Source organism: Snodgrassella sp. CS2 (assembly GCF_050310315.1).
Lineage (GTDB): Bacteria > Pseudomonadota > Gammaproteobacteria > Burkholderiales > Neisseriaceae > Snodgrassella > Snodgrassella alvi_E.
This window is the reverse complement of record NZ_JBNPBA010000002.1, coordinates 166,276-189,971: the sequence shown is the minus strand read 5'-3', so window position 1 is coordinate 189,971 and position 23,696 is coordinate 166,276. Positions and strand designations below refer to the sequence as shown.

Genomic DNA, 23,696 nt, shown 5'->3' with positions numbered 1-23,696 from the left:
TTTTTATTACGATTCGGGCTGAATCTTGCGTTTCGTCAATAAGCGCCAGATAAACATCACATATCCAGACAAACTATAAAGCAAGAAAAAGGCAAACAGCACCACTGATGGTTCCCACGTCACTACCAGCAATGCAATCACCGCCAGAATCATTACAAAAAAGGGTACCTTACGATAGGCATTAATTTCTTTAAACGACCAAAAAGGTATCTGCACCACCATGGATAAACCGCCAAACAAAGTAATAATCAGACATAACCAGTCCAGATGAGGCAGTCCTTGAAAAGTATGACTTACCCAAATCAGGCCAATTACTAGTGCAGCAGCCGTCGGACTAGGAATTCCGATAAACCACTTCTTGCTTACTTTACCTATCAATGTATTAAATAAAGCCAAACGCAAAGCAGCACAGGCACAATAGATAAATGCTACCGAATAGCCAATTTTACCAAAATGGAATAATTGCCATTTATAAGCAATAAGTGCTGGAGCCACACCAAAACTCACCATATCGGCCAGACTGTCTAGTTGTTCGCCAAATGCACTCTGGCTATTGGTGAGACGCGCTACCCGTCCATCCATACCGTCCAGCAGCATAGAAATAAAAACAGCAATCGCCGCAATTTCATAATGCCCATGCATAGACTGAGTAATCGCGTAAAAAGCGGCAAACAGTGCGGCTAAAGTAAACGCATTGGGCAATAGATAAATACTATTATCACGCAGGCGGCGTCGGTACGGCCGATTTGGACGGTTAGATTTCATTACATCAGCTTGTTGTGTCATATTTAGTTTTATCCTCGACAGGCTTCACCAACCCGTCCTGTTCATGATGTGGTGTATGCTTCAGACTGGCCAGTTCTATCATAGCCATACGTAAATCAGTTAGTCCGCTACCATCCTGTACCGAAATATATACAGCCTGAGGGCGCCCGCGAATGTCACGTACTATTCCCTTCGGCCGCTGCTCTGCAGCCAGTCTGTCAATTTTATTATAAATAATCAATTGTGGTATGTTTGCTGCATCAATTTCCGTCAATACAGTATTTACATCATCGATTTGGCGTTCGAACTCAGGATGCGTCACATCCACCACATGCAGCAGCACATCAGCCAGAGCTGTTTCCTCAAGCGTTGCCGCAAATGCAGCCACCAGACCATGCGGCAAATCGCGAACAAAACCAACAGTATCCGATAAAAGCACACTGATCTGCTCATTCAGATACAAGCGACGCACCGTATTATCCAGCGTCGCAAACAACTGATCCTCTGCCACCACTTGCGCTTTAGTTAGACGGTTAAATAAGCTGGACTTGCCCACATTTGTATAACCGACCAACGCAAAAAGCGGTAATTTTCCTTGATTCCGGCTTTTACGTTGCGTAGCCCGCTGCTGTCGAACTCGCTGCAACTCATGGCGCAAGCGCGTGATTTTCTGCCTAATCAGGCGTCGGTCTGTTTCCAGACGAGTTTCCCCCGGCCCGCGCAGTCCTATACCACCACGCTGACTCTGCAAATGTCCGTAACCACGTACCAGCCTGCTGGATAAATGCACCAGCTGCGCCAGCTCAACCTGCAGGCGCCCTTCTTGACTTTGTGCCCGTCGAGCAAAAATAGCCAGAATCAGACCAACGCGATCTAACACTCGACATTGCAGCAATCTTTCCAGATTACGTTCCTGTGTCGGTGTCAGAGCGTGATTAAAGACAACCAGATTAGCTTCCGTCTCAACTACCTGCTGAGCCAGTTCTTCTGCCTTGCCTTTACCTACAAACAATGCAGCATTTGCATGCTGACGTCTGCATGGCACCACAGCCACTAGTTCTGCTCCGGTAGCTCGTACCAACTCCTGCGCCTCATCTAGCGCTGCTTCAAAGAGACTGGTTCGGCGCTCAGCCGTAACCGGAAAATCTTTGTCCAGCAACACACCCACCAGCAGCACTCGTTCAGGTTCTAGTCGAGCAGATAAACTGGCTTTAGATAATTCTTTCATAGACTAGCGTTTGTACAACAACAGGCTGCCTGAACCCGTAAAGAACAGACAGCCTGTATAACCATTAATAACATCATTCCTGAGACAAAACATGCTGTGCTGCCGCAGCAGCCTTAGTGGTCGCATCTTTCACCATATCAGCCTGCTCTCCCGTATTTTGTTCAGCACCCTGTCTTTCTGCCACATCCGAACCTTTTTCAGGTGCCGCTAACGGCAACTTAGCCAATACTGTACTGCTGGCACGAACCTTATCCCCGATGGCCACCAGCGGTGTAGCATCTTCGGGCAGATACACATCCACACGCGAACCAAAACGGATAAAACCATAACGGTCGCCACGGTGCAATAAATCATGGGCATGCACATAACACAGAATACGCCGTGCTACCAGCCCAGCCACCTGCACAAAAGTTACCGGCCGGCCTGTCTTTGTGACCGCCAGTACCGCATTACGCTCATTCTGCACACTGGCTTTATCCACTGCCGCATTCAGAAAACTACCTTTGAAATAATCAACCCGTTCTACCTTGCCATCAATCGGACTGCGATTGGAGTGAACATTAAATACATTCATAAACACACTGATTTTCAGCGCATTCACCCCTCGATAAGGATCAGAGGTTTTTTCTACCACAACAATACGTCCATCCGCCGGACTCAGCACATCCTCAGGATCTGCAGGAATATCACGTGCAGGATCTCGAAAAAACTGCACCACAAATACTGTGATTACCCATAATGGCAGCGACCACCAGCCGCACCAGACAACAGTTAATATGCTCAGCACGAGACTGCCGATAATAAACGGCCAGCCTTCCTTTGCAATCAAAGGATAAGGATACATACGCGACACAAGGCTACTCCTTTACAGATAATCTACTGCGGACAGGTCGCAGCGAAAAACAAACAGAATACTTTGCTGAAATCCACACCATCAAGTCCTATAACTATAAGCAGATTTCACAATCTCAACAATATAAAAACTGCACCAACAATTAATTGAGGCGCACACAAATCACTTAAACACAAACACAGCCAGCAGAACCAACGCAATCACTGCAAGCCAGAAGTTCTGCTGCCGCTGCGTGCGCAGCAGATGAACATAAGCATCACGCCATTCCAACTGGCGCTTTTCATCCACCAACGCATTCAGCTTGCGCGGTAGCGCCGGCAGCATCTGTGCCCAATCCGGGGCTTCCTGTCGCAGCGTTTTCCACAAAGCCTTTATACCAATCTGATTATGCATCCAACGTGTCAGAAAAGGTTTAGCAGTTGCCCATAAATCTAACTCTGGATCAAGCTGCCGTCCCAAGCCCTCAATATTCAGTAAAGTCTTTTGTAGTAACACCAGTTGCGGCTGAATCTCCACATTAAAGCGGCGGCTGGTCTCAAATAGGCGCATCAGCACCATCCCAAAAGAAATCTCAGCCAGCGGCTTATTGAAAATCGGTTCACATACCGCACGTACCGCTGCTTCCAGCTCTTCCACTCTGGTGTCAGGCGGTACCCAACCGGATTCCACATGCGCTGTTGCCACACGATGATAATCCCGATTAAAAAAAGCAAGAAAATTAATCGCCAGATAGCGTTTATCGTAATCAGTCAGCGTACCGACAATACCAAAGTCCAAAGCGATGTAACGACCATCATCCGCCACCATAATATTACCCGGATGCATATCTGCATGAAAAAAGCCGTTATCAAAAACTTGAGTAAAGAAAATTTCCACACCATAACGGGCAAGCTGATGTAAATCAATATTTTTTTCACGCAACCTGTCTAAACACGCTACCGGAATACCATCCATCCACTCAATAGTTAGGACACGGCGGGCACAATAATCATAATAAACTGCAGGGATAATCAGCATCGAACTGTCAGTAAACTGGCGCCCGAGCAGACTGGCATTAGCAGCCTCGCGCATCAGATCCAACTCATCATGCAGATAATTTTGAAATTCTGCCACCACCTCCCGAGGTTTCAATCGCTTGCCATCAGCAAAGAGCCACTCTACCCAGCGTGCGCCCACTGCCATTAGGGCTAAATCCTGATCAATTACTGGCGCTATGTTCGGACGTAATACTTTAACTGCCACTTTCTGGCCTACCCCGCCATCAGCAGCAAACAAATTAGCCTCATGCACCTGCGCAATAGAAGCACTGGCAACTGGCTGCGGATTAAAGTGAGCATAAATAGCATCCAGTGGCTTACCCAGTTCTGCTTCAATCACCTTAATGGCCACATCACTGTCAAAAGGCGGCACTCGATCCTGCAATAATGACAGCTCACGCGCGTAATCAGCAGGTAGCAAATCCGGACGAGTTGATAAAACCTGCCCAAACTTTACAAATATTGGCCCCAGACTCTCCAGCGCCAAACGCAATCTTACCGCAGGCAACTCTTGCCGGTACTGGCGTCCGCGCGGAAACCAGCGTGCCAGTTTTTGCAACCATAACGGTCGAATATGTGGCTGCACCAAATCCAGCAAACCAAATACGTATACCGTATGAATAATTACCCATATTCGTTTAGGCCAACACCACATGCACGCAGCTCCGGTATATCCGCAGAAAACGGCTATTGTACGGGATTTTATCTTTCTTTACCGGCCAATAGCCACGTACAAAAGTATCACACTGTTTTCGCATTCTTTTCCGTTAACTGCACGGCACCAGCCACATCACCTGGCGTAAACACAAAAGCACGTCCAAAACCAGTTACCAGCCGTGCCTTTTCCAGCCGCAACCGGAACAGCATAAAATCTGGCAGTCCACTGAGCACATCAACAGTATTGCCCAGCTTGGTCTTCATTGCCTCCAAAGCGGCAATACCCTCAGTAGTATCTTTTTCAACAGTCGTCACAGCGGCAGCATAATTCATACGTGCACGTGCAAAAATATTGCGCGCAGAAGCTTCATCTTCTATTAGCAGAACATTTGCCTGCTGTTGCTGTTGCAAATTCTGTGTATGCAAAGCCAGACCGGACAACAGAACATACAGATAGCCATCATGCTCGGCAAAAGGTGCATAACTTGCATGCGGTTCACCATCCTGCCCTACCGTAGCCAGCACCAGAGAATCCAGTTGCTGTAACCGCGTGACTGCTGCCTGAAGTTCAGCTACATCGTATTGTTCACTCATATATTGCCCTAAAAAAATTATCCAAAATTAATGATAATAATTTTCATGTTAAAACTCAAATACCATTTATACTCATTACTACAAAAGCAGCAAGCTACCATTACCCCAAAAAGTACCGTACCATAAAAAAAATAAATTCAATTCGAGCATAAAAAACACAAAAACCTACAGTCAGTACTGTCCGCTCCAGACTATAGGTTTTCACCAAACCACAAATAAAATTCAGCTTCAGCACAGTCAGAAATTAGGTAAAATCACCATCCGGATCACAGTCAAGCTTACGGCCAGCTCCAAATAAACCACAGTGGTACAGCACATCATGAATAATCAGCCTCATTCCGCAACCCATTCTTCCACAACCCAGAAACGTCCGCGCCAGTTGAAACAGCGCATACTTAAATTAATATTATTCTGTGGTTTCTGTATTCTGTATATCTTTATCCTAGCCACAATAGATAGCCGCACTGCCAGCAACCACAAACCGTGGCATTCTGATTTAACCATTGCTGCATTTAATCCAGATGGTTCATTTCTAGCCTTACCCTATTCCTATATTCAGCAGCACCCATTGGCCGGCACATCTTTTTTGGCCAAAAACACAGAAGGCAGCAAACAGAAAAATGACAACGATACCTTCAAATACACAATCATCGAGCAAACAGCCCAACATCAGCAGATACGCACTAGCCTGCGTACCAACCGCAGCATGACCATTGCAATCTATCAAGCAACAGCACATACCGTTACACCCATCAAATCCATCAGCTACAATATAGAACAGATATCCATGGCAGCCGTAATGGCTCTTATCAGCGTTTTAATTCTTCAATTTGCATACCGCTTGCTAGGCCGCCGTACTGCTAAAAAGCAGACAAGATAAACATACATTTTCTTCATACAAAACAAATTCCATAAAAAAGCCACCTGCAACAGGTGGCTTTTTGCAATTATGGCGAAGTCATTCCGGCTGGATTAAACTATTAGATGGCATAATCTCAGTTACAGCCTCATCTGAATCCTGTAACTCTGCTTGTAATTTATGCCGCGTATCCTGATACCGCTGAATAGTCTGCACTAACTCCTGAGTGCCCTGATGTGCCAAAGCACTGATTTCAAATACCCGCGGCACAGACAGGTCAAATTCATACTCATCATCCGGCTGCGGATAATCCCAGCCAATATCAGCAAGAAATTGCGCCACCCGTGCTGACCGTTCATCTTCAGCCAGCATATCGATTTTATTCAACACCAGCCAGCGCGGCTTATCATGCAATGTTTCATCAAAACGGCGCAGCTCTTCTACAATCGCCAGCGCCTCGGCTGCTGGATTCACTCCATCATCAAATGGAGCCAGATCCACCACGTGCAGCAGCAAACCAGTACGCGAAAGATGTTTCAAAAAACGGTGTCCCAGACCAGCCCCCTCAGCCGCGCCTTCAATCAAACCTGGAATATCAGCCATCACAAAACTATGATTATCATCACTACGCACCACGCCCAGATTCGGATGTAATGTAGTAAATGGATAATCCGCCACCTTTGGTCGCGCTGCTGAAACTGCACTGATTAAAGTGGATTTACCCGCATTGGGCATACCCAGCAAACCCACATCAGCCAGCACTTTCAATTCCAGCAGCAAACTGCGTGCTTCACCCTCTTCTCCCGGCGTCGCCTGCTTTGGCGCACGGTTAACTGAAGATTTGAAATGAATATTTCCTAAGCCACCCTTACCACCTTTAGCTAAGCATACCCTTTGGCCATGATGAGTTAAATCAGCCACCACCTGCTCCGTATCCGCATCACGAATCAGCGTTCCCACCGGCATTTTTAGCTCAATATCATCGGCACCACGCCCATAACGGTCAGATCCATGGCCTTTTTCACCATTTTTAGCCTGATAGCGTTTAACAAAACGATATTCAACCAGCGTATTGATATTCTCATCTGCCACTGCCCAAACACTGCCACCTTTACCGCCATCACCACCATCTGGGCCGCCTTTAGGCACAAATTTTTCGCGCCGGAAGCTGGCTGCACCATTGCCGCCACGGCCGGCAACTACCTCAATTTTTGCTTCATCAATAAACTTCATAACGTTCTCAGTCTGCAATATTTATGCTCAGGCCAAAACCACATGTCTCAGGGCTAGCGTCGTCATACGATTATAACCAAACTCCAGCAGAATAGCGCTAGCTGTAAATTCCCTGCTGCGTCCCAACAAAAAAGCCCTGCCAGACAGGCAGGGCTTGATAGCTGTAAAAACTTACTCGTCTGCGCCAGTATACGGACGCACACTTACGGTTTTACGGTTCAACGCGCCTTTGACAGCAAATTCCACATAACCATCCACTTTCGCGAATAGAGTGTGATCTTTGCCCATACCTACGTTTTCACCGGCGTGAAAACGAGTACCACGCTGACGAACAATAATAGAACCAGCCGGAATCAGCTCATTACCAAAGGCTTTAACGCCCAAGCGTTTGGCTTCTGAATCACGACCGTTACGGGAGCTACCGCCTGCTTTTTTGTGTGCCATTCTGTTATTCCTTCACTCAATTAGGCAATCGCCACGATTTCAATCTGGGTAAAATTCTGGCGGTGGCCCTGACGTTTCTGATAGTGTTTACGACGACGCATCTTGAAAATGCGTACTTTATCGTGACGGCCATGTGCAACCACTTTAGCGGTTACTTTAGCGCCTTCAATAAAAGGCGTACCCACCTTCACCGCTTCACCGTCAGCAATCATCAAAACTTCATTCAGTTCGATCTGGCTGTCGAGTTCTGCTGGTATCTGTTCTACTTTTAATTTTTCGCCAACGGCAACTTTATACTGTTTACCGCCGGTTTTTACGACCGCGTACATACTCAACTCCAATAGGAATTCAATTAAAAAACAAAAACTAAATTTCCGCACAAAACGGAATTGGCGATTATAACAACCACGGAATTAACTGTCAAAACAATAACAACGTTGTATAAGCGCAGAAGATGGCTACCGCAGCAGGTTTCAGTAAACCATAATACATAGTATTACCAATCATAAAGCAGTGACAAAAACCAGCAACCGTTATTAACTTAAATTTTAAAAGAAATAAACACAAACTGAATAAACAAGCACCTAAAGCAACCGCAAAAAGATTGCTTTTAAAATGAATTATAAGCAATTGAGTAAAACTAAATTCTTTTATTCTTAAAGCCTTGATTAATCACCGCACAGCAAACTATGTTAGCTCAGAATTTCATAGCAAAATGGTCAAAAGAAACGTCAGTTGGCCCTCGTTAAACCTATCGATACCTACAGAAAAACTGCTGTAAGCACAGAAGAAACAAAAAATACATCTTTCCAATCAAAAAGAAAGATGTATTTAAGATTTCTATTTCTAAAAATTTATGCCACCGACAAAATTAATAGGCCACAGGCGGCTGAGGTTCCAGAGGGTCGATAACTTTTGTCGGACCATTTTTGAAAGCACACCAATTAACTCTCAATAAATCACATGGCAGCCACTTTGAAGGCGGTAATTTAACAATCGGATTAGCGATAGATGGTGATTTAAACAAGCTGATATGCACGCCACCCTTATCAGGTGGATTACCTGCATAACAAGAAAAAGAAGCAACACTCAAACTTAAAATACCCAAAACAGTTAACACAGATTTTTTCACAATGATACTCCTTTGGCTAAAGTAAAGAGTTTAAATAAACTCATTGATTACAATACATTTTTTAATATATGTTGTAAACTTTTTATTTAAAGAAACAAAAAAATTGTCTGATTAACACAACCATAAAAAATTCAACCAGCCAGCCCGTAATTTAAAAAAATTTATATATTCCACGTAGCCAACCAATACCAAAAACATAAAATCAATAAAAAGCTTTCCTTTCCTTCACACCAGCATAAAACAAAACCTAAGACAAATACGTTCAAACTACATATACATAAAGATATACAGTCCTATAGCAAGATTGATTTATCTAATCTCACTCACAACCAAAGCCAACAAAAAATATTCAGCGTTGAAATAAATTAATTTTAATCACAACTCACAAATCCTATTACTTTCTTAGGAATACAGATAGATAAATGAAAACTCTACTCAGAAAATAATGAATAAACATACCCTGATTGATCTAGACAGCATTAGCTGGCTTCAGTTCCAGCCCAATTTATCCGAATTCTCCCTAAGCAAGAAATCATCAGAATTTACCCAATCTAACTTTTCTATCCCCTAAATTAATTTCAAGTATAATATTGAGCAATAGTGCTCAGTAGCAAACAGCACATTTTGATTAAAACACACCACCAAAATACGTTGCAGAAACACATACACATGCTTGAAAACCTGCCCTATTTCCAAAAACACCTGCCCGAAGACCTAAGCCGCGTTAATGCTGTCATCAACCGTGCTATCGAATCCGAAGTCGTTCTTATCTCCCAAATTGGCCAGTATATAATTAGCGCCGGCGGCAAACGCTTGCGTCCAATCATCACCATTCTGGCCGGCAAGGCACTGGGCTATGATAAAGACCCACTATTTTCCCTTGCTGCCATGGTGGAATTTATTCACACTTCTACCCTGCTGCACGACGATGTAGTAGATGAAAGCGATCTGCGCCGCGGCCGTGAAACTGCCAACAATCTATTTGGCAATGCCGCCGCCGTACTGGTAGGCGACTTTCTCTATACCCGCGCCTTTCAGCTGATGGTAGGTTCCGGTAGCCTGCGTATACTGGAAGTCATGGCTGAAGCCACCAACATCATCGCCGAAGGTGAAGTGATGCAGCTGATGAATATCGGCAATATTGACGTCACCGAAGAGCAGTATATTCAAGTAATTGAATACAAAACCGCCAAATTGTTTCAGGCGGCAGCACAAGTGGGCGCCATATTAGCCGGCGCCAGCGACAAACAGGAATTGGCACTAAAAAACTACGGTACCTATCTGGGCACTGCCTTCCAGATTATTGATGATGTACTGGATTACACCGGTGATGTAGACACCATCGGCAAAAATGTCGGCGATGATCTGGCCGAAGGTAAACCTACCCTACCCCTGATTTACCTGCTCAACCAAGGCAGCCCTGCTGCCGCGGCCGATGTGCGCCACGCACTGGAACATGCAGACCGCAGCTACTTCGACAAAATCCACGACCACGTACTGAATTCAGATGCGCTGGCTTATTGCACTACGCAAGCCAAAAAAGCGATAGATACAGCCGTAAGCTGCCTAAATGATTTACCGGCTAATGAAACCACACAAGCTATGCGCGATTTAGCATTGGCATCTTTAGCCCGAATCTCATAAAATAGCGGGCTATAGCCGCTTTTGACTATAGCCCTTCATTGTACAAGTCTCGCCGTAGTTCAACGGATAGAACACATGCCTCCTAAGCGTGCGATACAGGTTCGATTCCTGTCGGCGGGACCAAATTTATTCAAATTTTATAAATTTATTAAATACTTAGCAAGTAGAATCATATCTTTTACCGTTTTCTGTACTGCTTAAAACATTATAAGAAACCCAGCAAAGCAGCGACGACACTAAGTTTTTTAAGCATCAGTTTTCTTCCTGATAATAAATTTTGTAAAATTTACGTCCATCTTCATCTCGCCCTTTTTCAATCATATCCTTACCACCGTGTATATAGATATGAAAGTTTTTATCCAGCTTCACTACACTTTTAAAATATTTCTCCTGCTTTTTTACAGCTTTCGGAGAAATATCAAAATTTCTGACGGGTTCCAACTGATTTTCCTGCGCATAATTCTGACTAAAATCCTGATATTTTTGAATCAAATCATCTTGCGCAAATACCTCCTGTTCAAATTGCTGCAAATCGAACTGTTGATTATTTTTAAAATAATCAACAGACCTATTCAGCAATCCGATTTTTTCTGATTTACTGGCCTCATCATCAGCATCTATGGTCTGAGCAATAAATTGCTTAGCTGATTCCATAATATGGGTTGTCTGATGATAGTCGTTGTTAATGGGTCTAATACTTAGAAAATCATCAGTCCAGTATTTAGCTTCCGCACGCCGGTTTGTATTATCCACAATAGCTACCAGATAGCCTTGCTTTGAATGCACATTGAAAATCAGACAACCCTTATCTAGCTTATGAATACTTAACCCCTCAATATCCGCCAAATCATAACCAGTCTGTTTGTCCTCAACCTTCAGAATTTTCTGTTTGTTTTCTGATTTAAAGATACCGATACAATCGACTATTTCATCATCAACCGTACAATCAGCGAGATTAAATACACTCAACTCTCCGGCCTTAATTTGCGGGTGGTTACTTTTTTCATACAAATAACGCCCCATATTTTTAGACTGATTAATAAAATCATCAATATCAGTGTACTCAAACATGGCTTTGATAATGGTATAAACCGGATTGAGCGCCAAATCGGGGAAAAAATGAAACTGATACAATTCATCAAATTTAAAATTGGAAGTGATTAACTTATTAAGTGTTTCTTCCACATTTTCATAATTACTTAACTCATCACACAGCCGCACACCGTCTGCAGTACTTTTATTGCCTATACTGTGTATTATTAATCTGCTGATATTTCCAAGAACAAATTTCGGCATAGATTTAACCATTTTTATAAGAGCTCATTTGGTATAAGAGCATTTCCATCAATAAATTCAGCAATTAATTTAAAATTCGGTAATTTATCCCAATCACTTGGTAATGCATGATCAGTTAAAATGATTTGAAACGAATTTTCATTTTTTATAACCATTTTATCAATAAAAGAATTTAAAACCTCAAAAATTGTATTCAACATTTCTTGGTCTTTTTTATAACTTAAAAATGGAGTACTAGGCTGATCAATGAAAATAATTTGTGGAACATAATCAAGATTCATTTTAGCCATATGCATATGCAATCCCAAAAACATGCATAAATGCAAAAAAACATAATTAGCCTGACTGCCAGTTTCGCTAATGGGCAAAATTGCCGGCATATTTGGTGGGAAAATATCTAACATCAAGTTTTCTTCATTTAATGCTATACAGTATCCTTTATACTCAGTACCTTTATTAAGCCAATCATACACTTCCTGTGCAGCTTTATTAAATGATTTTATATTTTCCAATTTTATACTTTCAAATTGAACAGTATCAGATTGTGAAAATAATGTTTTTTCCTGTTCATTTAATATTTTTAATCGATTTGAACTATCAATTAATTCACTTTCAATTTTTTTAATTTCTTCAGCAGTTAAAATAGATTTTAATTTAGCTTCTATATTACCAATATTGATATAATTTGTATGATTAAACTGAAATTTATCTGATGATTCATTTTTTTCTTTAATTATTTTGTTTATATTGCTTAATTGCTCCTCAAATTTTTTCAAATCCTCAGAAACATCTAAGGGTGAAATTTGTTGTTTTATATTATTTTTGATTGTGTAAAAAGAATCTCGTAAAGTTTGTAAAAATATTTGAGTTTCATAAGATTGGACTAGTTGATTAGATAAATTATTATATAAAAATTCAATTGGCTGTAGACTATCTGCTGATTTTGTTAAATTTTTTTGATACTGATTATATTCACGCTCGTATCTATTCAGCTTGTCTATTTCTAGTTCAATATCATTTTTTTGTTGATTAAGTATTTCATTTTCTTCATTAAATATACACTTACCTTCTGCCATATTTTTGGCGGTACTAATAACTTGCTCAATAAATAATATTGCTTTATCTTCATTTTCAAAAGATTGTGACAAATCAATAAAATTATAATTTTTCGATTCTTCTATTAAAAATTTAACTTTATCTTTAAAGTCTTTAATTTTATTCTCCCCTTCTTGAATGTTGGCTTTAATTTTCTTAATTTCTCTTTCTATTCTTTTTCTAGCTTTTTTTGTGTCTTGTATTTCAGGCTTATCAGCACCTATAATTAATTCAAATATTTGATTTAACATTTTACCTGTAGTATTGTTTTTATAATCATCTTTAAAAAAATGTAGATCAAAATATCTATCTGGTTGAGCAATAACTTTTTCTGTTAAAGAGCAGAAAATTAAAAAATGCCTATAACATAATAAATTGTTATAAGCTTGTTTTAATTCACCAGAAAAATTAAATAATTTATTCAAGCTTGATTTAACTTGTGAAATAGTCTGATTACTCGACGGCATTTCAGGCAAAGGGCCTAACCCAAAATATACATCTTGAGAAACTATACTTTTTTCAGGAGAACTTCGAGCTATTGAAATTTCTTGCTCATTGATGATAAAAGTAATACCAAACCATGAGACAGCATTAGCAATTTTATCTGCAATTTGTGTAATACCAGATAGTAAACAATAATCAACAATGCGCCAGATAGTTGATTTACCGGTGCTTGAAGCTCCTGTTATAACATTAACTTTATTTTTTTCAAAAAAATAGCTTTTCGGTGCTGAAGAGTCATTTTTAAACCAAAGTTTAATTTCGAGCAGTATAAAGTTCATAATTGTATTTTAAATATAAAATATAAATCAGAAAGGGAATAATTTTTAATCAATGCAACAAATTTAGGTATAACATGTTCAATTTTTGTGAATCTTAATCCTAATTCATTAACATCAAATTCAAATTCTTTATTGATTGTTATTGAATCTGTTATATTAATGACATTACTTTTTTGAAGAATCATTAACGAATTAACAGTAACAGGCAACAATGAGAGAAATCTGTTATTAAACGAAGTAAAATATAAACGTTTAGATTGGATAAATTGTTCTATATTTTCATAGTTAGCTTCATCTTTTAATAAATGATTAACTATGCGATTATCTAACAAAAATGGTAAAACTAAAGGGGCTGAAGCAATATCCATGCGTTTTAACTTGGTAATAACAGACATTAAAACCGTGGTAGCAATAGCTTCATTATTATAAATGTAATATAATATTTTCATAAATTTCTATACCTATTTTTCCAGTCATAATGCCAACCTATTTTTAATTCATCTGAAAGTAAATATAAATAACCATTACTTGTATAAATACTAAGAGGAAAAGTATTACCCGGTACAGTCATTTGTTTTTTTCTTAATTCATCAAGAATACCAATCGCTAAAGACTTAATATCTTCTTCTAAATCTTTTATTAAACATCCTTCATTAATCTTTTTTTTAATTTCCCTATATTTTTCTTTAGAGACGTTTCTCCAAGTACCCATAATATTTTCTTCAAACATATCCAAATCAAATTGGTATATTTCATTATTTTCAATCCAATCTGATAATATATTTAATGTATGAAGTTTTTGGAATGTAAAGTCTCTTATTTCGTCAGAATCATCTTGATAAATATCTCCTATATCCAGTAATTGTTGAATAAATATCTGGCTTTCTAAATTGTCTAGAAGATCCATTTCCAATCTTCTTTCAGGTAATGGACAGTTTTTATACATTATTCTCATACACTGACCAAAATCTTTTAAAAAATCATTAAAACTTATTTCATATTTTCCTTCAGAACAAATTTGAATATATTTTTTCTCTTGAAGTTGAGAACAAAAGGAATTAAAAATAGTTTCAGTATATTTATCATTCATGCATTTTTTTAAGATTTCATCTTTTATTTTTTTTATTACATCATTATTTCCAGTTTCAATATTCAAATTATTAAGAAATAGTCTTAAATTGCTTGATGATAATTTTTTAAATTCCGTAATACAATTTGCTATTTCTGGGTTATTTGTAGAAATAGAACTAATCTTGTTTAAAAATATTTGTGTATCGTTATCTTCTTTTGATTTAAAAGCCCTTAAGGCATCTTGAAATTTATTTTCTTTTTCTTCCTTATTTGTTATCAAAATAAATTTACACTTTTCAAGATTTTCAAAATTTGGTAATTGGATTAGCTTTAACCAATTTAATAATGTTTTCCATAAGTCCTTATCAAGGGTAGTAAGATTAACTGAATTTCCTTGTGCCGCTTTTTGTATTGTATGTTTGATTTGAATAAATTCAGTAGTACCATCTGCTTTTTGAATATGTATATCTTCTTTAACTTCGAATCCAATTTTTTCCCCAACTTCCATTCTCAGTAAAAGCAATAAAAAATAGTAAGAATGATAACTCTGGGCTGCATCTTGAGCACCAGCCCCATGATTTTTATAGAACTCTTCAATTTCATTCATGCTGATATACTCTAAATATTATACGGTTAAATCATTATTTCCCAAAGAAAGTTAAAAAAAACAAAATATTTTCTTTTATTTTAAAATATTTTATTTTTTTCATTGAAAAAAATTATTGTATATAAATACAATTATATATTAAATATTTATGTAAAATTTCTATACTATACGCAAATTTCCAGTGGCATTTAAACCACATTTTTTTGATTCAATCACCTCTATAGGCTTTATTCAATTTAACTGAAATAAAACCTGACTGAGATATTAATTTAATAAACTTTATTATCTGCTTCACAATTGTATACTTACTGTATATTTACCTAGATAGTCTATTCTTACTTCGATAAACATTAATGAAAATTATTTTCAAATTTTTAGGAATATAAGCATGTCTGTATCTTTACTTCCCATCACCGAAGTCGCCCGCAACTGCGGCATCCCCGAACAATACCTGATTCCTTACGGCCGTGAAGTGGCCAAGGTAGATTTGAGGGTAATCCAGTCGGAAGCCAAGCAGGGCAAGCTGGTACTAGTGTCGGCAATTACACCAACGCCTTTGGGAGAAGGTAAAACGGTGACAACCATTGGGCTTAGTCAGGGGCTAAATTTTATTGGGCAGAAAGCTATAGCCTGTATCCGTCAACCTAGTTTGGGACCGGTATTCGGGGTAAAAGGCGGTGCGGCTGGCGGTGGTAAGGCACAGGTGTTGCCGATGGAAAAGTTGAATCTGCATTTAACCGGTGACATTCATGCGATTACAGCTGCACATGATCTGGCTTCGGCAGCTTTGGACGCGCGTTTATATCATGAAGAACATCTGGGCGAAAATTTTACGGCACAAACTAAGCTGCCACGGTTGAATATTGATAAAAACCGTATTGTCTGGAAACGGGTGATTGACCATAACGACCGTGCTTTGAGGCGGATTAAGGTTGGCCTAGGTGGCGGCGCCAATGGGGTGGAACGCGAAGACGGATTTGAAATTTCAGCCGCTTCGGAGCTGATGGCGATTCTGGCACTGGCGACAGATTTACAGGATATGCGCCAACGTATCGGCCGCATTATTCTGGCTTATGATACCCAAGGCAAGCCAATTACGGCGGAGCAACTCGAGGTAGCCGGTGCAATGACGGTGCTGCTGAAAGATGCTATTAATCCGAATCTGATGCAGACGGCAGAGCAGACACCGGTGCTGATTCATGCTGGCCCGTTTGCCAATATTGCCCATGGTAATTCTTCGGTACTGGCAGATAAGGTGGGCTTACAGCTAGCTGATTATGTGGTTACCGAGGCAGGGTTTGGTTCGGATATGGGTATGGAGAAATTCTTCAATATCAAATATCGTCAGACGGGTGTAGCCCCATCCTGTTTGGTGCTGGTAGCCACAGTACGCAGTCTGAAATCCAATAGTGGGCGCTTTAATATTAAGCCGGGTCAGCCTTTGCCGGATGAAGTTAGCCAATGCAATGTGGCGCTCTTGGCAGAAGGCAGTGCCAATCTGGGCTGGCATATCCGCAATGCGAAAAGCTATGGTCTGCCGGTAATTGTGGCAATTAATCGTTTCCCTTATGACCATGAAGAAGAGCTGGAATATGTGCGCCAGTATGCACTGGAACAAGGTGCCAGTGCCTGTGAAATCAGTGAAGCATTTACTCAGGGTGGAGCGGGTACGCAAGCTTTAGCCCGCCACGTGGTGGCGGCATGCGCACAGAATAATACAGTTACCCTGCCCTACGCGGACAGTATGCCGCTGGAAGAAAAAATTCAAACTATGGCGAAGAAATATGGAGCACGGCAAGCAAATCTGTCGGAGCGGGCTCAACAGAATATGGCGGAAATCCGTCAACTCGGACTGGATCATTTGCCTTTGTGCATGGTGAAAACGCCGTTGTCTATCAGTGCTGACCCAAATCTAAAAAATGTGCCTATTGATTTTGATATTGATATTGCGCGCTTGCAGGTATCAGCCGGTGCAGGTTTTATTCGTGTATATGCGGGTAATGTGATGACGATGCCGGGTCTGGGTACTTTACCGGCTTACCGTCAGATTGATATTGATGCTGAGGGTAATATAGTTGGTTTGCATTAATGTTGTCTTAGTCGAATAATATTCAGTTGTTTGATTAATGTTATCAAAGCCATAATGGTTACTATGCTGTTGTGGCTTTTTAATTTGCAACTAATAAACAATAGGATGGTATTGTGCAGATAAATCTGAGTGAGGATTTCATCTTTTGTATCAAATAAGTATAAATTTTTAGATGTATTTATATTTAAAGATGGAATAAACATAACAGATACAGTTTGGCCAATGACAAATCTGTCCTGTTATGTTTTCAAATCAATGCTTAAGCCAGTGGTTGTAATAAAGCGTCAAAGGCATCAACAAATTGCTGCAAGCCTTCCTGTTGCAATCTGCTGGCAAGTGATTCGAGGTTGATACCTAGTTGTTCGATTTCAATCAGTACGCTTTTGGCCTGTTGTACTTCCTGAGTAAGGGTAGCTGCTGCGCGGCCGTGGTCAATAAATGCTTTCAGGGTATTGGCTGGTACTGTATTGATGGTATCTGCTCCGATAATGTTCTCTATATAGCAGACATCTGAATAAGCCGGATTTTTGGTGCCAGTAGAGGCCCAGAGCAATCGCAATGGCGCAGCCTGCTGTGCCGCCAGATCGGTAAATTCACGGCTTTGAATAAATTCCTGCCATTCGGCATAAGCGGTTTTAGCCAGTGCAATAGCGGTTTTTCCCTGTAAGGAAGCTGGCAAAGTGATATCCAGTGCACTATCAATGCGTGATAGGAAGAAGCTGGCCACTACTTGAATGCGGTTAACAGGCAAATTCTGTGCCAGTCGCTGGCGCAGGCCTGCTGCGTGTGCCTGCCATGCTTTCTGTAGCTGATCTTTGGAGAAAAGCAGGGTCAGGTTGACATTGATACCTTGTGCCACAAGTGTGGGTAAGGCTTGTATGCCACTATCTGTAGCAGGTACTTTTATCATGACATTGGGGCGTTCAAGCTGCTGCCAGAGGCGTACGGCTTCAGTAATGGTGGCCTGTGCATCATCGGCCAGATCGGGCGCCACTTCCAGACTGACCAATCCAGCTTTGCTATCACTACGTTCATACAGTGGCAGGCAAACATCACAGGCAGCCTGCACATCAGCCACTGCCAGCTGCTCGTAGCGCTGTTTTGGGGTGAGCGCTTGTTGTTTGAGGTGGTCGATGTCGCTCTGATACAGGCGGTCACCCGCGAAAGCTTTCTGAAAAATGGCCGGATTGGAAGTCACGCCACTGATACCGCTTTCCAGCATTTGTGCTAGCTCTCCCGACTGAATCAGACTCCTGGAAAGATTGTCCAGCCAAATCTGCTGTCCCAGTGTGTTGACTTGTGCTAATACGGCCATATTTATTCCTTGTGGTAAATATCTGTTAGATATGTTTTGTTAAGGTTAATCAATTGATTGAACCAGTTACGTTTACGTTGAGGTTTACTCTAACGAGGCTTGGCTATTTTGACAAGTTCCTGATGCAAACAAAATGACCGTTATCAGGTTATAATCAGGTTAAATTTGTTGTGTCTTTGTTTGCGTTTTTCTGCTGCAGATGGTGTTATGAACATTCAGGATAAATATTTGGACTGGGGCAAAGAAGTATTTGCTATTGAAGAACAGGCTGTACGCGAAGTTGCAGCCAGTCTGGATGAGCATTTTACTGCGGCTGTGGCCACGATACTTGATTGTCGTGGCCGTGTGATTGTCACCGGTATGGGTAAAAGTGGCCATATTGGGCGCAAAATTGCTGCTTCGATGGCATCTACGGGTACGCCTGCTTATTTTGTTCATCCGGCCGAGGCGGGACATGGCGATCTGGGTATGATTGTAGATGGCGATGTGTTGATTGCACTGTCTAATTCTGGTGAAAGTGAAGAAATCCTAGCTTTGATACCGGCAATCAAACGCAAACATGTACAGCTCATTTGCATCACCGGCAGAAATGATTCGAGTATGGCCAGACATGCTGATATACATGTGTGCGCTCATGTCTCACAGGAGGCTTGTCCATTGGGGCTGGCTCCAACGTCTAGCACAACAGCGGTAATGGTATTAGGAGACGCTTTGACGGTAGCTCTGCTACGGGCGCGCCAGTTTACGCCGGAAGATTTTGCACTGAGTCATCCGGCCGGTAGTCTGGGTAAACGGCTATTGTTGACAGTGGCAGACGTGATGCATGCTGGTCCGGAAATGCCGCTCGTTCAGGAAAATACTCTGTTGCGACAGGCAATCGTAACCATGAGCGAAAAAGGCTTGGGTATGCTGATTGTGGTAGATGGTAACGGGCAACTTAGTGGTTTGTTTACAGATGGCGATTTACGCCGTCTGTTTCAAAGCAATCAGCAATTGCAAGACTGGGTGATGGCCGATGTGATGGGCCACGCACCAAAAACCATTACGGCGGATCGGCTAGCGACGGAAGCTTTAAAAACCATGCAGACAAACAAAGTTAATGGTTTGGTGGTGATTGATAAACTGAATCATCCTGTAGGCGCGCTGAATATGCATGATTTATTGCAGGCGCGTATTGTTTAGGCGCGTTGAGGAGTGATATTAAGGGTATGTTGATGAATGCAATGATGTCGGCTACTGCACGATTACAGGCTGCAAAGCAGATCAGGCTGTTTATTATGGATGTAGACGGTGTACTCACTGATGGCCGTATCTTTATCAGAGATAACGGAGAAGAAATCAAAGCATTCCATACTCTAGACGGGCATGGGCTGAAAATGCTGCACCGGCACGGAATTCAGACCGCTATTATAACCGGACGCGATGCCCCCTCGGTTGGCATTCGTGTCCAGCAACTGGGTATTAAACATTACTTTAAAGGAATTTCTGATAAACGCAGTTGTTATCAGCAACTGCTCGAACAACTGCAACTTTCAGAACAGCAATGTGCCTACATTGGAGATGATGTGGTGGATTTACCGGTGATGAAGCACTGTGGTTTGGCTGTGGCTGTGCCAAATGCACATGCACTGGTATTACAGCATGCTGACTATGTCACTGAGGCTGCCGGCGGTGCTGGGGCAGTACGTGAAGTATGTGATTTACTGCTGGATGCACAAGGGTTTATGGCAGCGGAAATGGCGGGGTATCTGGCATGAGCGTGCTTCGCAGCCGCGGTAACTGGGCGTTTCCACTGATTCTGGCAGTGGCGCTTGGCGGTGTAAGTTTCTGGCTTGACCGCATTACTGAAGTTAAGACAGTGGAAATCCCGCTCAATCCGAAAGAACCGAAATACGTTATCAATACTATTCACGGTGAAAGATTTGATGATAACGGCCAGCTGAGTGAATCCATCCAAGCCTCTGCTGCACGGCAGTTTCCTCAGCAGACGGTGATTTATATCGATAATCCCGATATGAGTCTGTACAAAAATGGTACTGAGTTGTACCGGATTCAAGCCAAGAGCGGCCAATATTACACCGACAGCCGTAAAGTAGATTTGCTTGGTCAAGTAAACTGGCTCAAACACCAAGTGGGTGATGAACCGGAAGGACATCTGCAAACGAGTATTTTACATGTAGATACTCAGACTCAGGTAATTAAAACTGATGCGCCGGTTGCGTACCGGTATGGTATGTCGAGTGGGACATCACAAGGTTTTGAATATGACAAACAGCGTGGTTTTTTAAATCTTCCCGCGCGTGTAAGGGCTATTATTTATGATCCGCATTCACATTAGTGGTAAAGTTCTAGCAGCCATGATGCTGCTGACTGGCAGCATGCCCCTCTGGGCTCTGGACAGTGACCGGCAACAACCAATACAGATTGAGGCTGATCAGGGCTCTCTGGACAAACAGAATCAGACAACGGTATTCACTGGTAATGTTAAGATGCGTCAGGGCACGATGTATATGAATGCTGCCCGTGTTACCGCCCACAAAGATAATGCCGGCAACCAAACCATCATTGCAGACGGCAAACCGGCAACTTTTGGTCAGCAGCTGGAAAAAGATGGCATGGTATTTGGTCACGGCGATAATGTCCATTACGAAAGCCAGAGTGGCATTGTTACTATTACAGGCAACGCTCAGGTAAACCGCGGGGGAGATATGGCTCGTGGTGCTGTGATTGTTTATAACACCAATACCGAGGTTTATACGGTGAAAAGCGCGCCTAAAGGGCGGGTACACGTGATTATCCAACCGCAACAGAAAAAGAAATAAGCCAATCCCATGAATGAAACTCCTACTGCGCCGCAAAGCCAGCTATGTGTCAGCGGCCTGAAAAAAAGTTTTAAACAGCGACAAGTAGTCAACGATGTTGCTTTGGAAGTAAACAGTGGTGAGGTAATCGGCTTACTGGGACCAAATGGTGCCGGTAAAACCACTAGCTTCTATATGATTGTGGGACTGATTGCAGCTGATGGTGGCTGCATCACGCTGGATGGTCAGGATATAACACATCGGCCGATTTACGAGCGCGCCCGTTTGGGTCTGGGTTATCTGCCGCAGGAAGCTTCGATTTTCCGTAAAATGACGGTAGCACAGAATATCAATGCAATTCTGGAAATCAGCTATCCGCCGGAAAAACGTGCAGAACAGCTGGAATTACTACTGGCAGACCTGCACATAGAACATTTACGTAATAATACTGCTCTTTCGCTGTCTGGTGGTGAACGCCGCCGTGCAGAGATTGCACGGGTGTTGGCGATGAATCCGCGCTTTATTCTGCTGGATGAACCATTCGCCGGAGTAGACCCAATTGCACTGATAGATATTCAGAATCTGATTTCTTTCCTGAAACAACGCGGTATCGGCACCCTGATTACCGACCACAATGTACGTGAAACACTACGTATCTGTGACCGAGCTTATATTATCAATCAGGGTAGCGTTCTGGCTTCCGGCGTACCGGAGGAGCTGGTTAATAATGAGCAGGTACGCGCTGTTTATTTAGGTGAGCATTTCGAGTATTAGGTGCGTATGCAAAAGCCTGCCGCTCAACTCAAACTCAATCTTACCAATCGTCTTAGCCCTAGACTGCAACAATCTTTACAGGTGTTGCAATTATCTGCACTGGAATTACAGGAACTGGTATCAGGCTGGTTGGCTGATAACCCTTTTCTGGAAGAAATTGAAAATTCAGCTGAAGATATTAGCCCTCAGACTCAATATGTACAGCCACCTCAACATGGCTTTATACAAAATGAAAGCGATATCTGGGAAACGCTGGCAGATGAACCCGATATGTATACGCTGCTGCGCCGGCAGGTATGCGAGTTTGATTTAGATGTAGACACAGCAGCACAAGTTTATTTTTTGATTGATAATTTAAATGAACAGGGATATCTGGATTGCAGTCTAACTGACCTTGTAGAAAATTCACCACTGGAATGGCGGCTGGATGAAACCGAGCTTGCTCATGCTCTTTCTATTCTGCAACAGTTTGAACCAGCCGGTGTGGGCGCACGTAATTTGCAGGAATCACTACTATTGCAGGTGGATAACCTGCCAGACTCCCACGATGCAAATAAAAAAAACATTCAAAACTGTGCACGGTTACTAATCCGCGACTATTTCGGACAATGGCTAAGTACCCATCAATTCAAACAACTATGCCGGCAACTACCACAGTTTTCTACCGCCACACTCGAAGCAGCCTGCAAACTGATTAGCTGCCTCAACCCTTTCCCCTGTTATGGTTTACCAGATGGCCACGGTATTCTCGCAATACGCCCAGATATGGAAGTATTTGCTGATAACAATGGCTGCTGGCAGATTCGTATTCTGCGTAATGCGTTTCCTCAATTGCGGATTGAGCCAGCTGCGGAAGATTTGTTACAACAGCCGCATCCGGAAATTGATACCATGTGTAAAAACAAGTGGCAGGAAGCTCAAACTTGTCTACATAGTCTGCAGATGCGCAAAAACACCCTGCAACGTCTGGGAGAATGGATTGTGCAGCAACAGCAGGATTTTTTCAGTTTCGGTTCGCTGGCTTTGGTTCCGTTAACCATTAAGGAAACGGCACAGACACTTGAGCTTGCAGAAAGTACCATTTCCCGCGCCATTAATCAGAAATACCTTACTTGCTCTCAGGGTGTTTTTCCTCTGCGGTATTTTTTCAGCCAATCAGTAGCCGCTACGGATGATGGTGCAGGCAACAGCCAAACAGCAATTAAGTCTTTGCTGCAAAGCATGATAAACGAAGAAGATGCAAAGCATCCCTATTCTGACGCCTATCTGGTCAGCCAGCTAGCCAAGCAAGGAATTAAACTGGCGCGGCGTACAGTGGCAAAATATCGTGAGGCCTTGAAAATTCCGCCGGCGCACCAACGTAAAGTAAAGTTTAAGAATTACTAATTAACTGTTTACCTTCTTTAAAGTTTGTTTGGTC

At 41.9% G+C, this 23,696-nt stretch carries 23 protein-coding genes and 1 tRNA gene; 10 read left to right on the top strand and 14 right to left on the bottom strand.

Translation table 11 applies throughout. The annotated features are described in order from the left end of the window. Positions 1-6: 6 nt before the first annotated feature. The 5 genes from pssA to ACQP6D_RS04555 all read right to left on the bottom strand — a co-directional run bounded on the left by pssA (position 7) and on the right by ACQP6D_RS04555 (position 5,134). Positions 7-765, bottom strand: coding sequence for a CDP-diacylglycerol--serine O-phosphatidyltransferase (gene pssA / locus ACQP6D_RS04575; protein ID WP_100140537.1), 759 nt, complete (start codon positions 763-765; stop codon positions 7-9). Positions 766-769: 4 nt separating this feature from the next. Next, complete coding sequence (hflX, locus tag ACQP6D_RS04570; RefSeq protein WP_427857559.1) at positions 770-1,993, bottom strand: GTPase HflX; 1,224 nt, start codon at positions 1,991-1,993, stop codon at positions 770-772. 73 nt (positions 1,994-2,066) lie between these two features. Next, on the bottom strand, positions 2,067-2,846 hold the full coding sequence (locus ACQP6D_RS04565) for a phosphatidylserine decarboxylase (RefSeq protein ID WP_427857558.1): 780 nt from the start codon (positions 2,844-2,846) through the stop codon (positions 2,067-2,069). Positions 2,847-3,008: 162 nt separating this feature from the next. Beyond that, the gene (ubiB, locus tag ACQP6D_RS04560; RefSeq protein WP_369608508.1) at positions 3,009-4,538 is read right to left on the bottom strand and encodes a ubiquinone biosynthesis regulatory protein kinase UbiB; all 1,530 of its coding nucleotides are present in this window, start codon (positions 4,536-4,538) and stop codon (positions 3,009-3,011) included. Between the two features lie 86 nt (positions 4,539-4,624). After that, positions 4,625-5,134: a HugZ family protein gene (locus ACQP6D_RS04555; protein ID WP_267390643.1), complete on the bottom strand. Its 510-nt coding sequence runs from the start codon at positions 5,132-5,134 to the stop codon at positions 4,625-4,627. Positions 5,135-5,453: 319 nt separating this feature from the next. Here ACQP6D_RS04555 and ACQP6D_RS04550 point away from each other — a divergent pair, with 319 nt between their 5' ends. Then, a complete protein-coding gene (locus ACQP6D_RS04550; RefSeq protein ID WP_427857556.1) occupies positions 5,454-6,014 on the top strand; it encodes a hypothetical protein in 561 nt (186 codons plus the stop codon). A 78-nt stretch (positions 6,015-6,092) separates the two neighbouring features. On the opposite strand, the gene obgE is transcribed toward ACQP6D_RS04550, so the two are convergent. The 4 genes from obgE to ACQP6D_RS04530 all read right to left on the bottom strand — a co-directional run bounded on the left by obgE (position 6,093) and on the right by ACQP6D_RS04530 (position 8,802). Then, positions 6,093-7,226, bottom strand: coding sequence for a GTPase ObgE (obgE, locus tag ACQP6D_RS04545; protein ID WP_427857555.1), 1,134 nt, complete (start codon positions 7,224-7,226; stop codon positions 6,093-6,095). A 171-nt stretch (positions 7,227-7,397) separates the two neighbouring features. Beyond that, complete coding sequence (gene rpmA / locus ACQP6D_RS04540) at positions 7,398-7,670, bottom strand: 50S ribosomal protein L27 (protein ID WP_025331257.1); 273 nt, start codon at positions 7,668-7,670, stop codon at positions 7,398-7,400. A 20-nt stretch (positions 7,671-7,690) separates the two neighbouring features. Then, positions 7,691-7,999, bottom strand: coding sequence for a 50S ribosomal protein L21 (gene rplU, locus ACQP6D_RS04535; protein ID WP_025331258.1), 309 nt, complete (start codon positions 7,997-7,999; stop codon positions 7,691-7,693). Between the two features lie 542 nt (positions 8,000-8,541). Continuing rightward, complete coding sequence (locus tag ACQP6D_RS04530; protein ID WP_100140407.1) at positions 8,542-8,802, bottom strand: hypothetical protein; 261 nt, start codon at positions 8,800-8,802, stop codon at positions 8,542-8,544. Between the two features lie 669 nt (positions 8,803-9,471). Here ACQP6D_RS04530 and ACQP6D_RS04525 point away from each other — a divergent pair. Further along, a complete protein-coding gene (locus tag ACQP6D_RS04525) occupies positions 9,472-10,446 on the top strand; it encodes a polyprenyl synthetase family protein (protein ID WP_427857554.1) in 975 nt (324 codons plus the stop codon). Between the two features lie 48 nt (positions 10,447-10,494). Further along, positions 10,495-10,569: transfer RNA gene (locus ACQP6D_RS04520), tRNA-Arg, on the top strand. Between the two features lie 129 nt (positions 10,570-10,698). Here ACQP6D_RS04520 and ACQP6D_RS04515 read toward each other — a convergent pair. From ACQP6D_RS04515 to ACQP6D_RS04500, 4 genes are read right to left on the bottom strand one after another with little or no spacing between them, the layout of a single operon-like run. After that, positions 10,699-11,742, bottom strand: a complete 1,044-nt coding sequence (locus tag ACQP6D_RS04515) for a nucleoid-associated protein (protein WP_427857553.1) — start codon at positions 11,740-11,742, stop codon at positions 10,699-10,701. 14 nt (positions 11,743-11,756) lie between these two features. Continuing rightward, positions 11,757-13,619: a DUF3732 domain-containing protein gene (locus tag ACQP6D_RS04510; protein ID WP_427857552.1), complete on the bottom strand. Its 1,863-nt coding sequence runs from the start codon at positions 13,617-13,619 to the stop codon at positions 11,757-11,759. Further along, on the bottom strand, positions 13,616-14,068 hold the full coding sequence (locus ACQP6D_RS04505) for a three component ABC system middle component (protein ID WP_427857551.1): 453 nt from the start codon (positions 14,066-14,068) through the stop codon (positions 13,616-13,618). Before ACQP6D_RS04505 ends, ACQP6D_RS04510 begins: the two co-directional genes overlap by 4 nt. Further along, positions 14,065-15,297 (bottom strand): dsDNA nuclease domain-containing protein, encoded by a 1,233-nt coding sequence (locus ACQP6D_RS04500; RefSeq protein ID WP_427857550.1) that lies wholly within the window; start codon positions 15,295-15,297, stop codon positions 14,065-14,067. Before ACQP6D_RS04500 ends, ACQP6D_RS04505 begins: the two co-directional genes overlap by 4 nt. Positions 15,298-15,685: 388 nt before the next feature. Between ACQP6D_RS04500 and ACQP6D_RS04495 the strand changes: the two genes are divergently transcribed. Continuing rightward, the gene (locus ACQP6D_RS04495) at positions 15,686-17,386 is read left to right on the top strand and encodes a formate--tetrahydrofolate ligase (RefSeq protein ID WP_427857549.1); all 1,701 of its coding nucleotides are present in this window, start codon (positions 15,686-15,688) and stop codon (positions 17,384-17,386) included. Between the two features lie 259 nt (positions 17,387-17,645). On the opposite strand, the gene tal is transcribed toward ACQP6D_RS04495, so the two are convergent. Further along, positions 17,646-18,701, bottom strand: coding sequence for a transaldolase (tal, locus tag ACQP6D_RS04490; RefSeq protein ID WP_427857548.1), 1,056 nt, complete (start codon positions 18,699-18,701; stop codon positions 17,646-17,648). Positions 18,702-18,908: 207 nt separating this feature from the next. On the opposite strand from tal, the gene ACQP6D_RS04485 reads away from it, so the two are divergent. The 6 genes from ACQP6D_RS04485 to rpoN are packed head-to-tail and all read left to right on the top strand — an operon-like array spanning position 18,909 to position 23,662. Continuing rightward, positions 18,909-19,883 carry a KpsF/GutQ family sugar-phosphate isomerase gene (locus tag ACQP6D_RS04485; protein ID WP_267408504.1) on the top strand — a complete coding sequence of 325 codons (975 nt, stop codon included), beginning with the start codon at positions 18,909-18,911 and terminating at the stop codon, positions 19,881-19,883. 41 nt (positions 19,884-19,924) lie between these two features. Continuing rightward, positions 19,925-20,458 carry a 3-deoxy-manno-octulosonate-8-phosphatase KdsC gene (gene kdsC, locus ACQP6D_RS04480; protein WP_267404400.1) on the top strand — a complete coding sequence of 178 codons (534 nt, stop codon included), beginning with the start codon at positions 19,925-19,927 and terminating at the stop codon, positions 20,456-20,458. Continuing rightward, the gene (lptC, locus tag ACQP6D_RS04475) at positions 20,455-21,039 is read left to right on the top strand and encodes an LPS export ABC transporter periplasmic protein LptC (protein WP_100151757.1); all 585 of its coding nucleotides are present in this window, start codon (positions 20,455-20,457) and stop codon (positions 21,037-21,039) included. Before kdsC ends, lptC begins: the two co-directional genes overlap by 4 nt. 19 nt (positions 21,040-21,058) lie before the next feature. Further along, complete coding sequence (gene lptA, locus ACQP6D_RS04470; protein WP_370387856.1) at positions 21,059-21,523, top strand: lipopolysaccharide transport periplasmic protein LptA; 465 nt, start codon at positions 21,059-21,061, stop codon at positions 21,521-21,523. Between the two features lie 9 nt (positions 21,524-21,532). Continuing rightward, entirely contained in the window at positions 21,533-22,276 is a 744-nt protein-coding gene (gene lptB, locus ACQP6D_RS04465; RefSeq protein ID WP_100140416.1) for an LPS export ABC transporter ATP-binding protein, read from the top strand. 6 nt (positions 22,277-22,282) lie between these two features. Continuing rightward, positions 22,283-23,662, top strand: a complete 1,380-nt coding sequence (gene rpoN / locus ACQP6D_RS04460; RefSeq protein ID WP_427857547.1) for an RNA polymerase factor sigma-54 — start codon at positions 22,283-22,285, stop codon at positions 23,660-23,662. The last annotated feature ends 34 nt before the right edge of the window (positions 23,663-23,696 follow it).